Annotated in this window: 16 protein-coding genes; 9 read left to right on the top strand and 7 right to left on the bottom strand. The window is 54.5% G+C overall.

Annotated elements, in window-relative coordinates; all coding sequences use genetic code 11:
* Nucleotides 1–311 precede the first annotated feature (311 nt).
* From AO068_RS18805 to AO068_RS18790, 4 genes are all read left to right on the top strand, one after another.
* Nucleotides 312–1,496 (top strand): dienelactone hydrolase family protein, encoded by a 1,185-nt coding sequence (locus AO068_RS18805; protein WP_058409136.1) that lies wholly within the window; start codon nt 312–314, stop codon nt 1,494–1,496.
* Between the two features lie 217 nt (nt 1,497–1,713).
* Entirely contained in the window at nt 1,714–2,412 is a 699-nt protein-coding gene (locus AO068_RS18800) for a type 1 glutamine amidotransferase domain-containing protein (protein WP_058409135.1), read from the top strand.
* Between the two features lie 28 nt (nt 2,413–2,440).
* Nucleotides 2,441–3,475 (top strand): amidohydrolase family protein, encoded by a 1,035-nt coding sequence (locus AO068_RS18795; protein ID WP_058409134.1) that lies wholly within the window; start codon nt 2,441–2,443, stop codon nt 3,473–3,475.
* 51 nt (nt 3,476–3,526) lie between these two features.
* Nucleotides 3,527–3,904 carry a putative quinol monooxygenase gene (locus AO068_RS18790; protein ID WP_058409133.1) on the top strand — a complete coding sequence of 126 codons (378 nt, stop codon included), beginning with the start codon at nt 3,527–3,529 and terminating at the stop codon, nt 3,902–3,904.
* Nucleotides 3,905–3,984: 80 nt separating this feature from the next.
* Here the strand turns inward: AO068_RS18790 and AO068_RS18785 are convergent, their stop codons facing one another.
* From AO068_RS18785 to AO068_RS18775, 3 genes are read right to left on the bottom strand one after another with little or no spacing between them, the layout of a single operon-like run.
* Nucleotides 3,985–5,034: an NAD(P)-dependent alcohol dehydrogenase gene (locus AO068_RS18785; protein ID WP_058409132.1), complete on the bottom strand. Its 1,050-nt coding sequence runs from the start codon at nt 5,032–5,034 to the stop codon at nt 3,985–3,987.
* A gap of 25 nt (nt 5,035–5,059) precedes the next feature.
* The gene (locus AO068_RS18780) at nt 5,060–5,359 is read right to left on the bottom strand and encodes a hypothetical protein (RefSeq protein ID WP_058409131.1); all 300 of its coding nucleotides are present in this window, start codon (nt 5,357–5,359) and stop codon (nt 5,060–5,062) included.
* 29 nt (nt 5,360–5,388) lie between these two features.
* A complete protein-coding gene (locus tag AO068_RS18775) occupies nt 5,389–5,958 on the bottom strand; it encodes a flavodoxin family protein (RefSeq protein ID WP_058409130.1) in 570 nt (189 codons plus the stop codon).
* Between the two features lie 192 nt (nt 5,959–6,150).
* On the opposite strand from AO068_RS18775, the gene AO068_RS18770 reads away from it, so the two are divergent.
* From AO068_RS18770 to AO068_RS18755, 4 genes are all read left to right on the top strand, one after another.
* Nucleotides 6,151–7,107: a LysR family transcriptional regulator gene (locus tag AO068_RS18770; RefSeq protein WP_227449415.1), complete on the top strand. Its 957-nt coding sequence runs from the start codon at nt 6,151–6,153 to the stop codon at nt 7,105–7,107.
* Between the two features lie 259 nt (nt 7,108–7,366).
* A complete protein-coding gene (locus AO068_RS18765) occupies nt 7,367–8,104 on the top strand; it encodes an SDR family oxidoreductase (protein WP_058409129.1) in 738 nt (245 codons plus the stop codon).
* Between the two features lie 156 nt (nt 8,105–8,260).
* Nucleotides 8,261–8,752, top strand: a complete 492-nt coding sequence (locus AO068_RS18760) for a (R)-mandelonitrile lyase (protein ID WP_177342385.1) — start codon at nt 8,261–8,263, stop codon at nt 8,750–8,752.
* The gene (locus AO068_RS18755; RefSeq protein WP_058409128.1) at nt 8,749–9,537 is read left to right on the top strand and encodes a carboxymuconolactone decarboxylase family protein; all 789 of its coding nucleotides are present in this window, start codon (nt 8,749–8,751) and stop codon (nt 9,535–9,537) included. The genes AO068_RS18760 and AO068_RS18755 overlap by 4 nt, the downstream gene beginning before the upstream one ends.
* Nucleotides 9,538–9,546: 9 nt before the next feature.
* On the opposite strand, the gene AO068_RS18750 is transcribed toward AO068_RS18755, so the two are convergent.
* The 4 genes from AO068_RS18750 to paoA are packed head-to-tail and all read right to left on the bottom strand — an operon-like array spanning nt 9,547 to nt 14,373.
* Nucleotides 9,547–10,461, bottom strand: coding sequence for a LysR family transcriptional regulator (locus tag AO068_RS18750; protein WP_058409127.1), 915 nt, complete (start codon nt 10,459–10,461; stop codon nt 9,547–9,549).
* Nucleotides 10,462–10,496: 35 nt separating this feature from the next.
* The gene (gene paoC / locus AO068_RS18745; RefSeq protein WP_058409126.1) at nt 10,497–12,707 is read right to left on the bottom strand and encodes an aldehyde oxidoreductase molybdenum-binding subunit PaoC; all 2,211 of its coding nucleotides are present in this window, start codon (nt 12,705–12,707) and stop codon (nt 10,497–10,499) included.
* 50 nt (nt 12,708–12,757) lie between these two features.
* A complete protein-coding gene (locus AO068_RS18740; protein WP_058409125.1) occupies nt 12,758–13,708 on the bottom strand; it encodes an FAD binding domain-containing protein in 951 nt (316 codons plus the stop codon).
* Nucleotides 13,705–14,373 carry an aldehyde dehydrogenase iron-sulfur subunit PaoA gene (gene paoA, locus AO068_RS18735; RefSeq protein WP_058409124.1) on the bottom strand — a complete coding sequence of 223 codons (669 nt, stop codon included), beginning with the start codon at nt 14,371–14,373 and terminating at the stop codon, nt 13,705–13,707. The genes AO068_RS18740 and paoA overlap by 4 nt, the downstream gene beginning before the upstream one ends.
* Before the next feature lie 439 nt (nt 14,374–14,812).
* Between paoA and AO068_RS18730 the strand changes: the two genes are divergently transcribed.
* Nucleotides 14,813–15,208, top strand: a complete 396-nt coding sequence (locus AO068_RS18730; protein WP_058409123.1) for a DUF1330 domain-containing protein — start codon at nt 14,813–14,815, stop codon at nt 15,206–15,208.
* The last annotated feature ends 189 nt before the right edge of the window (nt 15,209–15,397 follow it).

Below are 15,397 nucleotides of genomic sequence, written 5' to 3'. Positions count from 1 at the left end.
CGTGGTACTCACACCAGACCAGAAAAAGATGCCCTGAGCTGCTTATAAGCAGACATTCAGGGCAAAGGGACCGGTGCAAGAGCGATGCCAATGAAAATTGGTTCGACCAACTTCCAGTTGCAGGACGCCTCCCAATTGCAGGCGATCAAGCCTGGCGCGCCAATGTTCAAAGGTTCGGCTGATCGGTTGCAGGCATGGAAGAGGATTGGTTCGCAGGTCTGTGAACCAATTTTGCGAAGGGGGCGTTTTTTTTTGCATCAATGCGGGCATAGTGCGCCAGTGAGGCGCGCATTCTGCGGGGAGATTCTGGCATGGCGTTGAAAAATGCATCGATCGCTTTGCTGTTACTGGTATTGGCGGCTGGCGTCGGAACTTTCCTCCTGGTGAATGAAGTGCAACAAGGGGAAGCGTTATCATTAATAGCCAATGCGCACATTGATGGTTTGATCAGGGAGCCTTTGCTGCTCAGCGTCCGCTTGCCCGATGGTTCAAGTGCGCTTCTCGATGCTTTTGTCACACGACCGGAGAGGCCCGGGCGCTGGCCAGTTGCTCTGATCACTCATGGCACTAACGGTGATTCGAGCGACCGCACCAAAAGCCCCAATCTTTTTTCGTCCGCGGCGACCGTATTTGCCCGTCATGGTTATGCTGCGGTAGTGGTAATGCGTCAGGGATATGGACAATCGTCAGGTGTCAGCGAAAAGCGTGATGGAACATGCCTCAGTCCCCATCATGCCAGGGCCGGCAGGATTGCAGCTGATGATCTCATTGCAGCATTGCAAGCCATTCAGCGGGCATCATGGTCGTTACCGGATGAGGCCGTATTGATTGGCGTATCGTCCGGAGGATTCTCGGTGCTGGCGGCGGGCGCGTCCAACCCACCGGGCGTACGGGCGATAATAAATTTCGACGGTGGGCGCGGGGCCAAGGGAGACGGCAATGTTTGCGGCAAGGAGCAACTTCTAACGGCTATTAAAACTTACGGGAGCCTCTCGCGACTGCCTACCTTATGGATGTACGCCACCAACGATAAAGTATTTCCACTGCCACTCGGCGAAGAGTTTTTTGCAAGCTACATCGATCATGGAGGACGTGGGGAGTTTTTCCAGGCTCCGGCATTTGGTGAGGATGGTCACACGTTCTTTGAATGGGCGCCTGAAGAAATATGGTGGGGCAGGGTGGCTGATTTTCTGGATAAGAACAGGCTGCCGAGTGATGAGATCATTTCTGCACCTGTCTCGGATCTGGAACCGCCCGGGGGCTTGGCCACATCAGGGAAAGCGTCTTTTCAAAAATATCTGAACAGCCAGGTGTATGAAAAAGCTTTCGCGACCAATGGAGCAGGTGTCTGGGCCTGGAGCGGGGGTCATCGCAGTCAGGATCAAGCAGGCAAAAAAGCGCTAACTCGCTGCGAGAAGATGGCACTCGCAAAAAAAGGGTTGCCTTGTACAGTCTATGCAGTAGGCAACACGCTGGTTAACGCGCAGAGAAAGTAAGTTGTATCTACGCCGATGTCTGTGCCGCCTTTCGGTCGAGGTTTTTACATCCAACATTTCAGCCGCATTAACAATACTATTGATTCCCTACAGGATACACAGACGGGATTATTATTATTCAATGTCGTCGTTGTTTCCACATTAAGATAGTGGGAGTGTTAGTCCGCAGTACCCAGCGGACAGAGTGTTCAAATCATTATCTTGAGGCTTTAAGGATATGACCCAGCAAACGACATATCTCAAACCGGTACTTTTTGTGGTCACCAGTAATTCGGTGAAGGGCACCACTGGTATTCCTACCGGGTTCAATTTGGCTGAGGTCACTCACCCATTGGAGAAGCTACAGGCAGCAGGTATCAGCGTTGAACTTGCGTCGGTATCGGGAGGCACCGCGCCTCTGGACGGCATGGAGGATATGGCTGATCCGGTAATTGCTCGATACTGGGCTGACAGTGATTTTCGGCATGCACTGGCCAATACCTTGAGTATCGAAGACGTAGATCCTTCGCGCTACTGCGCCGTCTTTTTCGCCGGCGGACACGGCACCATGTGGGATTTCCCCGACAACCTGACGATACAAAAAGTCATACGCGAGATTGACGAGGCGGGCGGTATTGTTTCTGCGGTGTGCCATGGCCCGGCGGCTTTGGTAAACGCGCGTCGCGCAGACGGCACCTTGCTGGTGGCAGGCAAACGCCTGGCTGCATTTACTGACGCCGAGGAAGATGAGGTGCAGTCCACTCACGTCGTACCTTTCTTGCTGACTGCCACGCTGACTTCGCGAGGTGCGCTTCATCAAAGTGCTCCCAACTGGGCAGATAACGTAGTTGTGGATGGTCGACTTATCACCGGTCAGAACCCGCAGTCTGCTGCAAGCCTGGGAGAAGCCCTCAGAGACGCATTGCTGGCGTCATAAGCATCAATGGCAACAGAGGACGGTACACATGAAACTGATTTGTGTCGAAGAACACGTTCTGGATCCCGCTATGGGTGCGGCAGGTCAAGCGCTTGTGGGTATGGAAGCTCCTTACCTTTCAGGCTGGGGCAGCCGTGTTGTAGATGGCGTAAGGGCGAGGACTGATACGAGTAGACCGCATGTCATTGCTCCTGCTGAATCAGCTCGCAAAGGCCTGGACCTAGGTACATCACGGCTTGCTGATATGGACGCTGCAGGCATCAGTATGCAAGTGCTCTCCTATGGTGGTTTCCCTCAAATGCTTTCAGCGGAGAAAGCCGTCGATTTGTGCCGCGCAGCGAACGATAGACTGGCCGAAGCGGCACATGCCTATCCCGCTCGTTTTTCAGGGTTTGCCACTCTGCCGTGGCAAGTTCCGGAGGCGGCAGCTATCGAGTTGGATAGGGCAGTTACGCAGTTGGGCCTGAAGGGCGCTTTGATTAACGGCCGCCCTGGCGATACCTTTCTGGACGACGCGCAATATTCCCCGATACTGAATGCTTTGAATGAGCTGAATGTTGCGTTGTATGTGCATCCAGGTTTACCTCTGCCTGCCGTACAAGCCCCTTACTATGGTGGCTTCGATCATGAACTGAGTGCTCGGCTATCCATGTTTGCATGGGGCTGGCATAACGAAGCGGGAATCCAGGTAGTGCGTATGCTCTTGGCGGGGGTATTTGATCGCTATCCCTCACTGCAAGTGATCAGTGGGCATTGGGGGGAAATGGTGCCCTTTTTCCTGCAGCGACTTGAGGATTCGATTCCGCAGGAAGCGTCGGGTCTTCGCCGGCCTATCGTCCAGACCTATCGTGAACATGTCTATGTTTCGCCGAGCGGAATGCTGACCGCCCCACATTTTCAGTTTATTTATTCGCTAATGGGAGCAGAGCGCATCCTGTATTCCATCGACTATCCGTATCAGAGCCTGGACGGGGCGCGAACATTTATTGAAAACCTGCCAATCAATGACGCCGAGAAAGCGTTGATTGCCCACGGCAATGCCGAGAGGTTATTCAGGATTTGAATCCGGAATTGTCCAAGTGCAAACCAGCGCCCGAAATCATCGAGGTTCAAAATGCCTGACAAATCGTATGCCACAGAACCAATGTCTCAAGCGGGTCCTGGCAACAAAAGACGGACGCCGCTTATTCGTATTGCGCAAATTCAGGTAGATCCCAATCAGTTGGAGCAGTACCGGGATGCTTCAAAGCATATTGTAGAAGAGTCGGTCACCCAAGAGCCGGGCGTTCTGGCCTTTTACGCATTGGAGCGACGCGATCTGCCGGGTAGTTTCTTCGTTGTCGAGATTTATCGCGATGATCAAGCCTATCAGTCACATCTAGAGACCGAGTCGTTCCGGCGCTACAAAACGACGGTCGGAGGTATCGTCCAGTCTCTGGAGCTGATTGATGTAAACGTTGTGGCGATTGCGACGAAGCCATTAAACCTTTGACCTGACGGTGCGGCTTCCGTTGACCGCACCCTATCCAGGCTGCCTGGGTATGCGCGTGGCATTACCCAGGTGCATGTTTCTCAAGCGCTCAAGGAAGCCATGTCGATGACGAAGCGATATTTGACGTCGCTCCTCGACATCCTGTCGTAGGCCTCATTTATCTCTTGAATCGAGATTATTTCGACGTCGGAGACGATGCCTTTTTCACCGCAGAAATCGAGCATTTGCTGGGTTTCTTTTATCCCTCCGATGAAGGAACCTGTGACAGCCTTTCGACCGCTTACCAGCAGGCCCGCGTTTACCGGTGTAGAAAGTGGCCCCATGTAACCCACTAGAACCAGCACACCTTCCAGCGCGAGTGTAGGCACGTAAGGATTGATGTCGTGATCGTAAGGCACGGTATCGATGATCACATCGAATTGGCCGTTCACAGCGCTCATCTGTTGCGAATCGCTCGATATCACCACATGGTCGGCGCCCAGTCGAAGTGCATCTTCCGATTTCCCCTCAGACCGTGTGAACAGGCTGACATCTGCACCCAATGCTTTTGCCAGCTTCAATGCCATATGACCGAGACCGCCAAGGCCAATGACAGCGACCTTGCTGCCAGCACCGACACCCCAATGCAGCAGCGGTGACCACGTGGTGACGCCAGCACAAAGCAGTGGTGCCGCCCCGGCAGGGTCAAGGCCGACGGGAAGGGAGAGCACGAACTCCTCCCGTACTACGATGGTTTGCGAATAGCCTCCAAAGGTCACGCTACCGTCGCGTCTGTCTTTACTGTTGTAAGTGAAGGTAGATCGCTTCAGGCAATTCTGTTCCCACCCGTGCTGGCAGTGCTGGCATTGTTGGCACGAGTCGACCATGCATCCAACGCCGACCAACTGATCGGTGCGAAAGCGCGTTACCTGCGCGCCGACTTGCCGTATACGACCAATTATTTCGTGACCTGGGACGATGGGATAGGTTGTATAGCCGCCATGATCGCGTGCCAGATGCAAGTCGGTGTGGCACACGCCGCAATATAAAATGTCGATGACAACATCGTCTTCTCGCGGGGCGCGTCTTTCAAAGGAAAACGGCTCAAGCGAAGCGGTGGCCGAGTGAGCTGCGAAGCCCAATACGTTCATGTTGATAATCCTGTTCGGTAGGCAATCAATCGAGTGTCGGGGCGAACAACGTTTCCCAATTCGTGAACGGGCCCAGCGGTATCACTTCCCAGTCAATCAAACCAGCGAGCACAAGAGGAAACTCGGCGAGCGCAGCCTTGGCTGCCTCGATGGTTTCAAATTCGGCAATGATCGCAACCCCTGGTCGATCCTGGCGGAAATAGATGTCACGGATAGCACCGTTCTTGTAAAGCTCCCAACTGTGACGGACTTCGTCTTTCATATAGGGCGCATAGTGAGCCAAGGTGACCCCAGGCTGGGGAACGTCTAGACAGAGTAATTTCATGATCTTTTTCCTTTAGCGATAGGGAGGAATCAAGCGGGTAGAAATCGAGCGGCGATTTGCGCAACACGTTGCCCGAAGTATTTGGCCGTACGCAGGTCGCTGTCGGGTGGAGAGAGTTCGGGTGGCTCGTCTGTATTGGCCTGGGTCATCACGCCCAACCAACTCCCTAGCCTATTCAAGTCGGAATCGGAGCCTGTGCTGCTGCTATTGCCTGGCATGAGGTCGAGTCCAACCCAGATCATCCCGTGCTGCGCGGCAAACAGAGCCATCGATACCAAAGAGTTGAGTTTGTCCCCATGCTGGGCACCAGAGTTTGTAAAGCCGGCGGCGATCTTGTTACGCCACGTCTGTTGCGCCCATGCTGTTTTGGTGGAGTCTTCGAAAAACTGTTTCAGCTTTGCGCTGATAAGGCCGTTGTAAGTCGGAGAGCCAAAGATAATTGCATCACTTTTTTCGAGACGCTCCCAGTCGGTGAAGCCATCGCCGACAGGCATGGCCTTGACATCACTCCCTTCTACTTCCATCGCGCCTTGAGCAATGCACTCCGCCACGCGTTGGGTATGTCCATAACCGCTGTCATACACAATTGTAATAATCATCTGCCGCCCTTGCTCGCACGACACGCACAGCCCGACAAGCGCACCGGCGGCGCGTCTCTATCAAAACCCATGTTTCGCTCGTCTTCAGTTACTATAAAGTAGAGTTTTAATAACCATTGGCGGCTGTTTTTCTCATCAGTGGTTCCAAAAATTCTACAGTTCGAGTCGGGGTGAGGGTGGGCGATGCGGGATATGTTCGATGGTGTTCAGCTATTTGTTGAGGTTGTCGAAGCCGGTGGATTTGCCAAAGCTGGCGATCGGTTGTCGCTGACACGATCAGCCGTCGGAAAATCAATTGCGCGCCTGGAGGAGCGCTTGGGTGTCCAGCTTTTCAAGCGCACCACAAGGACGCAATGCATTACCGAAGATGGCCAACAGTATTACGAGCGGTGCCTTCGAGCCATAGATGAATTGCGTGCCGGCGAGATCATGCTGGAGACAGGCCGTCGGGAGGTTGTCGGCAAGTTAAGAGTGTCGCTTCCAGTGCTGTTTGGGCGGTACTGCGTTGCGCCGATTTTGCTGAAGTTTGCTCGTGACCACCCCGGGCTGGAGCTCGAACTCAGCTTTAGTGATCGTCAGATAGATCTAGTATCTGACGGGTTCGACCTGGCAGTGCGCAGTGGCGCCCTTGGTAATGGGGCCACTCTGCGTGCGCGCCGATTGGTCAGCCAGCCCAAGCTACTGTGTGCATCCCCTTCATACCTTGATCAGCGTGGTACTCCGGAGTCAGTGGCAGATCTGTCGAGCCATGAACTACTGCCTTACTGCCGCAACGGTCAGGCGCTTCCCTGGCGGCTTCCCGAGGCAAATGGTGCATTGGTCGAGGTTTCCGTGTCTCCCCGCGTGCGTTTGGATGATCTCGAAATGGTCGCCGAGGCGGCCGTCGCAGACATGGGGATTGCGTGGCTTCCGTACTGGTTGGTCCGCGCACGTATTCAACGCGGTGAGCTAATCGAGATGTGGGGTGACCGACCTCGTGCAGAGATGGAGTGTAACGTCGTGTGGCCTGACGCTCAGCACCTTCCATTACGATCGCGCCTGGTTATCGATTTGCTGGCAGCCGAACTTCCAAAGATCCTCCAAAGCCAGGCGCCGAACAGCCAGATACCAACGCAGGCGAGTGACCCTGAACGAGCGGATCAAGCTTGAGAAAATCCAGCCCCATCTTCCTGATCGTTGATATTTCGCCAGTGGCTGCGAAACGGGTTGTGATCCGCACGAAAGCTTGTTAAAAATTGCCTGTCGAAAGAGTGCAGGCCGGATGGTAGCCCGGCCAGCGTCCACTGGAACGTCAACTCTTCCCGAAAGGGTATCCGCGACACCTTGCCCGGCTTGCCGGTTGTGAAGGTGTGTCTGCGGATTCCTCTCTTTGTGCAGCGCACCTTCTTACTAAAAGTAGGAAGCCCTCATGAAACTCAATGGCAATACCATTCTGATCACAGGCGGTGCCACCGGCATCGGTTTCTCTCTCGCCAAGCGCCTCGCTGAAAACAATGATGTGATCATTTGTGGCCGCAATGAGGCCATGTTGGATCGCGCTAAAAACGATGTTTCAACGTTGATCACACATGCTTGCGATGTGACCGATACGGACAGTCGTCGTGCGCTGGTGAGATGGCTGAAGGGCAACCACCCAAGCCTCAACGTTGTGATCAACAATGCAGGTGTTCAACACCAACGTGATTTCAACAGCGACCCGAATATGGATACGCTCGATACAGAAGTCGCTGTTAACTTCACGGCACCTGTCCACCTGATTGCGGAGCTGCTGCCAAGCCTGAAGCAGCAAGAAAAAGCTTACATTATAAACGTCAGCTCTGGCCTAGCATTCTCGCCTATGGCTGACGTGCCGGTGTATTGCGCAACCAAGGCAGCTATTCACTCCTTTACGCTGAGCCTGAGGCACCAACTGAAATCTTCTAATATCCGCGTCATTGAAATTGCTCCGCCATTGGTCGATACCGGACTCGGTGGCGGTACTCGTAGTGCGGGCACAGCAAGACAAATGATGGTGTCAGCCGATGACTTTGCCAATGAAACCATTGAGCAGCTCGTGGCGGGTAAAGATGAGATTCTGGTTGGCGTTTCCGTTAAAACCCGCCAGATGGGAGACGCCATGTTCGAGATTATGAATAAGCGTGAATGAGCCCAGAGGAAGAACTGCCCAAAGGGACAGTTCTTCCTCAGCAGATGCGCATTATTGAGCGCTGCTCATCGGTGCATGAATCAAAACGCCGGTAGTTGAATGCAGAGACATGAATTAGGTTGGTCGCAACTCTATTCACTCAGCAAGGAGCTACCGATGCGTCAAAGAGCAGCCATGCCTGTAATCGGTCTGTTGGCAACCATCGCATTCGACGCCCACGCTACTGATGGCACCTCTGCGCAAACCATGACGATCGTTAGAAATGGCGAGCAGGCATCAATAATAGGCGCACCCGCTCATTTCGTGGGCAACGCACGAATAGATCCTCTCTTTGCAGCACGAACACCGTCGAAGGTCTCTGCAGGTTATGTAACCTTTCAGCTAGGCGCGCGATCCAATTGGCACGCGCACCCGCTGGGACAAATGCTGGTGGTCACAGCGGGTACTGGATGGGTTCAACAAGAGGGTGCCGACAAACAGGTTATCAAGCCTGGAGACGTGATATGGACGGCCCCCGGCGTCAAGCACTGGCATGGCGCAACGAGCACGACTGGTGTGACGCATATGGCTATTCAAGAGATGCTTGATGGCAAAAGCGTCGAGTGGCTTGAGCCTGTCACCGAAGCCCAGTATGGCGCTTCATTATGATTATTCGCCTGTTTGCAGTAACAAGCCTGACGATATGCTTGTCTGCGTGCACCGCCCCCAAAGCGGCAATGACCAAGGAAACTTCCCATATGCCCACTTCAGCCGATATGCGCGCCATTTCACCGGTAATGGCTCACAACACCGAGACATTACTCCTTGGTGAGGTCTGGAAACGTTCAGAATTGTCTCCCCGTGATCGAAGCCTGGCGACCGTGACCGTGCTGATTGCGCGAGGTCAGACAGCAGAGCTGGCCAATCACCTCGACCTAGCGCTGAAGAATGGTGTGACCCCTTTGGAGGTGTCCGAGGCAATCAACCATCTCGCGTTTTACTCGGGTTGGGGCAATGCCGCTGGAGCAGCTCCGATCGCCAAGGAGGTCTTTAGCAGGAACGGCATATCACCTGATCAATTGGCTCCAGTATCGCCCGTTTTTCTGCCTATTGATCAGGCCGCCGAAGATGCACGCGTAGCGAGTGTCGACAAATCGGTTGGCCCGGTTTCGCCTAGTTTAGTGAAGTACACCACCAGCGCGTTATTCAATGATCTGTGGCTGCGACCTGGTCTTGCGCCCAGAGACCGTAGCCTGATCACGGTCACGGCGTTAGTGGCCAATGGTCAGGTTGCTCAGATCGGTTACCACCTCAATCGTGCGATGGACAATGGCCTGACGCAGACCGAGGCATCCGAGCTGCTGTCACACCTCGCTTTCTACGCTGGCTGGCCTAACGCATTTTCGGCAGTGCCGGTCTTTAGCGATGTTTTCACCAAGCGGCAGGCGAGCTAGCTAGATTCGTTATGGGAGTGGCCCTAGAGGTTCAAGTTCGCGGATGAGGTCAATGAGCAGGCGCAAGCCTACAGGAACCTGTCTGAAGCTTGAATAATAGATGTGAAACCCCGGGTCGTAGTGAGTCCAGTCTTCAAGCACTCGCTGCAGTGAGCCTTCCCTAATCTGTCGTTCGACTACAGAGGCAAGAACGTACATCAATCCAGCGCCGCGCATCGCCATCGTTACACCAACGCGTGCTTCATCGATCGTGATGGCTCCGGGAACGTCAATCTCAATCTGTTGACCATCTTTCGAGAATTGCCAATGGTAGATGTGCGCATTACCCAGGCGCACGCGTAAACAACGATGTTGGTGCAGATCTTCCGGGTGTTCAGGCGTACCGAATCGCTGAAGGTAATCTGGCGCGCCAACGACTGCCCAGGCTACATCGGGAGAGAGTCGTTGAGCGATCATGTCTTCGGGAACCGTCCCACCAAAACGAATGCCTGCATCATGACCGTCACCGATAATATCGACCATTTTATTGGTCACGGTGAGGTCGACCTCTATGTCCGGATAGCGATCAATAAAAACCGGGAGAACGGGGCCTAACAGCAGTTTTGCGCCGTCGCTCAAAACATTCAGACGGATGCGCCCGGCGGGCTCATCGCGTAGCCGGTTCAGAGTCTCTAGCGCTTGGCCGATATCATTGACCGGAGCGCTGATGAGGCCCTGCAACTCCTCGCCAGCGGCCGTCAGGGTCACGCTTCGAGTTGTGCGATTGAGCAATCGAACGCCAAGCCGCGTCTCAAGTCCTTTCATCGCATGGCTCAGCGCTGATGCACTGATACCCACCTCCAGACCTGCCTTTCTGAAGCTTTGATGCCGAGCGATGGCGAGGAAATAAACAATATCTGCCAGATTCGTGCGGCTTAGCTGCATCTGTTGCTCCGAAGCCAATACAGTTGTGAGGAAGGTCAGCCCAGAGCGGGCAAATGGTCTATGAGCTTATCGAGCGTGATGGGATAATCGCGAACCCTGATGCCGGTAGCATTGTAAACAGCGTTGGCAATTGCCGCTGCTGCGCCGGAAATCCCGAGCTCGCCGACGCCTTTAGCTTTGAGAGGCGTCGCATAGGGGTCTACTTCATCCAGAAAAATGACCTCCTGATGAGGGATGTCGGCATGCACCGGTACTTCGTAGCCCGCCAGATCGTGGTTAACAAAAAAACCCAAACGATGATCCACTATCATTTCCTCCATAAGCGCTGCACCTGCGCCCATGGTCATTCCCCCGATGATCTGACTGCGAGCTGTTTTGGGGTTGAGGATTCTACCTGCTGCGCACACCGCCAACTGACGCCGAATGCGAATTTCCCCTGTTGCGGCGTTTACGCCAACCTCGACGAAGTGAGCGCCAAAGGTTTGTTGGGCATACCGCTTTGCCAAGTCGCCGTACTCCATGACGTCTTCGGCCGACAGGTCGGCATCCTTTGTCGCCTCTTCCAATGGCAGGTTTTTCGAACCTTCACGAACGTGGCCAGCGATAAATTCTGTTTTTGTTGGATCAAGGCCCAACTTCGCAGCGATGAGTTCCCTGAGTTTCACGCAGGCAGCATAGACGCCCGCCGTGGATGAGGCTGCACCCCATTGGCCGCCGGAACCTGAAGACTCAGGAAATCTTGAATCCCCCAGATAGACGTTCACCTTATCCATTTCAACGCCCATCATCTCAGCAGCAGTCTGGGCAATGATCGTGTATGAGCCGGTTCCAATATCGGTCATATCTGTTTCGACGGTGACCCGGCCTTTGCGGTCAAGCCGGACGCGGGCCGCAGATTTCGTCGTGGGTGCGCCTCGAATCGCGGAGGCCATTCCGACTCCTATCCACCAGCCGTCATGCAGTTTCTTACCGGGAAGGGGATTGCGACGAGCCCAGCCGAAACGATCAGCTCCAGTGTTCAGACATTCGACCAATTGGCGTTTGGAAAAGGTGCGGTCAGGCTGCTCCGGGTCTACCTGGGTGTCGTTGATAACGCGAAACTTCACGGGATCCATATCCAGTTTTTCAGCCATTTCGTCCATGGCAATTTCCAGCGCCATCATGCCCGGCGCTTCACCTGGCGCACGCATGGCGCTGCCTTCAGCAAGGTCGAGTTCGGCAAGGTACAAACGTGTCATACGGTTCGCGCCCGCATACAACGTTCGGGTCGATGCGGTAGCCGCCTCAGTGCGACCACCGCGCAGGTTGCCCGACCAACTCTCGTGGCCGATGGCAGTCAGTGTGCCGTCCGGATTGGCACCGAGCCGTATTCTTTGAATCGTCGCGGGCCTGTGCGTCAGGTTGTTAAACATGAGCGGGCGGGGAAGTGCGACTTTAACCGGCCGCCCGGCGGCTCTAGCCGCAAGAGCCGCCAATACGGCGTCACACAAAATGGTGCCTTTGCCGCCAAAGCCGCCACCGATGTAAGGCGAGATCAAGTGAATGTTGTCTTTGGGGATACCCAGTGTCTTGGCAAGGTCTCTGACGCCCCAGTTCATTTGCTGAATAGACGTCCATAACGTCAGTTTCTCTCCCTGCCACTGAGCGATGGTCGCGTGGGGCTCCATCATCGCGTGCGCATGGTCCGGGGTGGTGTAGTGGCCGTCGAGCGTGAACGCTGCCTGCTTGAATGCGCCCTCAAAATCGCCGATGGCGGTATGCGGAGGAGGGCCAAATGCACCCGGCGGGGGTGTTGTGGCAGACTCTCGCTGTGCTGCCAGGTCGTAGGTGCCAGGCTCTCTGACGTAATAGACACGCAGCAAAGCCGAAGCGGCCCTGGCTTGTTCGAACGTCTGCGCGACGACGATTGCTACTGCCTGGTGATAATGGTCCACCTGAGGGCCGGCAAGTGCACGATCAACGTAGAATTCGCCCCTGTTCAGTTGACCTGCATTCTCGTGGGTGACGATTGCGATGACGCCGCTGGCTTGGTGCGCTTCGCTCAAATCAATGGAGGAGATGCGTCCTTTGCTGATTGAAGAACCTACTATATAGCCGTAAGCAGGGGGGCTGACAGTGGCCTGTTGTTCGTAAGCATAGATTGCCGTGCCGGTTGTTTTCAGTCTGCCTTCAACGCGATCTTTGGATTGACCAATCACCTTCATTTGATCGATTGGATTTGTGCTCGCAGGCGTATCAAACTTCATGAGGCTTACTCCTGGTCAGTCGACCGCAGCCGTGCACTGCCGGTGATTTCTTAAGAAGACGCACTGGAAAGAGCAAGACCAATCGTCCGTTCTGCCAGTTTGATTTTGAAAGCGTTCTGCGCGGTAGGATTAGCGCCGGCCAGCAAACGTGTCGCTACGGCCTTCGCACCGTCAGGGAAGTACACTTCGGCATCTTCGCTTCGCCAAGGCTTATAGGCCACTCCCCCCAGGGCTAGCCGCCCCGCCTGCTCTGGCAGCACGATCGCTGCGATAGAAACCAGCGCAAATGCGTAGGACGCACGGTCACGAACCTTGTAGTAGATATGCTTGCCTCCTATAGGTTTAGGCAGGGTCACAGCAGTAATCAGTTCGGCGTTACCTAAAGTATTTTCTATATGCGGAGTATTTCCGGGAGCACGGTAAAGATCGTCGATTGCAATCGTCCTGACCTGGCCTTCCGAGTTAAGCGTCTCCACCGACGCGCCCAATGCGCGCATCGCCACGGCCATATCACTGGGATGGCTGGCAATGCAGGCATTGCTGACGCCGATGATCGCTTGCTGCCGACTGGCGCCGCCAATCGCGGCACAGCCAGCACCCGGGCGCCGCTTGTTGCACGGCTGATTGGTATCGTAAAAGTAAGCGCACCGGGTACGTTGCAATAAATTGCCTGCCGTTGTGGCTTTGTTACGCAGTTGCCCTGATGCTCCCGCGAGCAGCGCTTTAGATAATATGGCGTAGTCTCGACGAACCTGAGGCGCAGCGGCCAGGTCTGTGTTGCGCACCATCGCGCCGATCCTTAGCCCGCCGTCCTCGGTCTGCGTGATTTTGTCGAGCGCCAGCCCGTTCACATCAATCAGGTGCGCAGGGGTCTCGATTTCCAATTTCATCAGATCTAGCAAGTTGGTACCGCCGGCGATGAATCGATACCCCGGATTACTGGCGGCGGCGTTAACCGCATGTTGAACAGATGTCACCCGCTCGTAAGTGAAGGATTTCATGCCTGACCTCCGGCCACTTCATAAATGGCATCGACGATGTTGGAGTACGCGCCGCATCGGCAGATATTGCCACTCATGCGTTCCCGGATTTCAGCAGCGCTTACCGGGCTCTTGGCGATCAAGTCGCTGCTTACGTGACTGGGTATTCCGGCCGTTATCTCTTCAAGCATTGCAACTGCCGAGCAAATCTGGCCAGACGTGCAGTAACCGCATTGATAGCCGTCATGTTTAATGAAGGCAGATTGCAGCGGATGCAGATTGTCCGGCGTGCCAAGCCCTTCAATGGTGGTGATGCTGTCGCCTTCGTGCATCACCGCAAGCGTAAGGCATGAGTTGATTCTTCTACCTTCTACGATCACCGTACAGGCGCCGCACTGGCCGTGGTCGCAGCCCTTCTTGGTGCCGGTCAAATGGAGCTTTTCTCGAAGAACGTCCAGAAGAGTGGTGCGGTTGTCGACATCCAGAGCGAATCGGCGGCCGTTGAGGGTGAACGTTACATGACTTCCCGGCGGGCTCTGAGGTGCAGACTCTATCCTGGCAACCGCTTGAACATCATCGACCTTCGCGAATACTGCTGTAACTGCGGTACCCGCAGTACCGATCAGAACTTGTCGCCGGGACAGCTCTATTCCAGCGTCGGGTGTAGTGGGCTTTCTAGGGTTCATCAACGTCTCCATTAACGGCTCGGATGGCTGAAGCCGGATGCAATCGCATGATTTCTTCCTGGCGCATCGCTCTAACTGCCAATGCACTGCTTGAAAATTTTTTGTTGGACCTCTTAAGGTTGGAGCCTATGGCACTGGGCTCCGGCTGATAACCGGGTTTTTCAGGATGAAGCCATGAGTGGGGCTCAGCAATGCCCCCGGAGTTTCGTCACCGCGCTGCAATGACGCACTTTTACAGCCCCGATGCCAATCAGGATGACCTTGCTCACGACGTGCTGATGGTTCATAAAAGTTATCTGATCTGCTCATGTCCAGAGTGTTGATTCAAACCGAACCGGTTCAACTCAGCACTCATACCGGAAGATAATCGATTTTATGTTGGAGGCTGGTTGGCAGGGACTAACCGACCGATCAGTCCGATTTTTAATGGAGAGAAGTGATGAGAAACTTGATGGGTGTAGCGTTTGCAGTGGCGGGCCTGGTTTTTTTTGCGCCAGGTAGTGACCTGGTGATCGCATCAGAAGCAAAGGCGGCAACGCCCCCGGCCTATTATGTTGCGGAATTTGAGATTACCGATGCAGAGGGAATGAAGCCTTACAGTGCTCAGGTCGAGTCAACCTTCAAACCCTACGGAGGTCACTTCATCGTACGTGGCGGCAAGACTATTTCACTCGAAGGTACGGCGCCAAAACGTCGACGCGTTGTCATTGAGTTTGCGAGCGTAGAAAAAGCTCAAGCCTGGTACAACTCTGCCGAGTACACCGAATTGAGAAAAATCCGACAGCGTTCGGCCAAGACAGACGTCTATTTGATCGAGGGAGTATCTGCGCAGTAGGCAAGGAGTAGTCAAATATTGTGCGAGAGAGCGAACGACCTACAGCCCAGGCCGCCGAAGCTTCGATTTCGCATTATTTATCTTGTAAGGGGAGGAGGGCAGGCCTGCGTTGGCGCGCAGAATTCTCGGGGTTGAGGTTTCTAAAGGGAGTATCAGTTTTTTTGTGTTCGGGCTGGTTAGGGCCTGCCG

It is taken from the genome of Pseudomonas sp. ICMP 3272, assembly GCF_001466905.1.
Lineage (GTDB): Bacteria > Pseudomonadota > Gammaproteobacteria > Pseudomonadales > Pseudomonadaceae > Aquipseudomonas > Aquipseudomonas amygdali.
The sequence above is the reverse complement of the archived record's forward strand: the minus strand, read 5'-3'. Positions and strand labels throughout refer to the sequence as shown.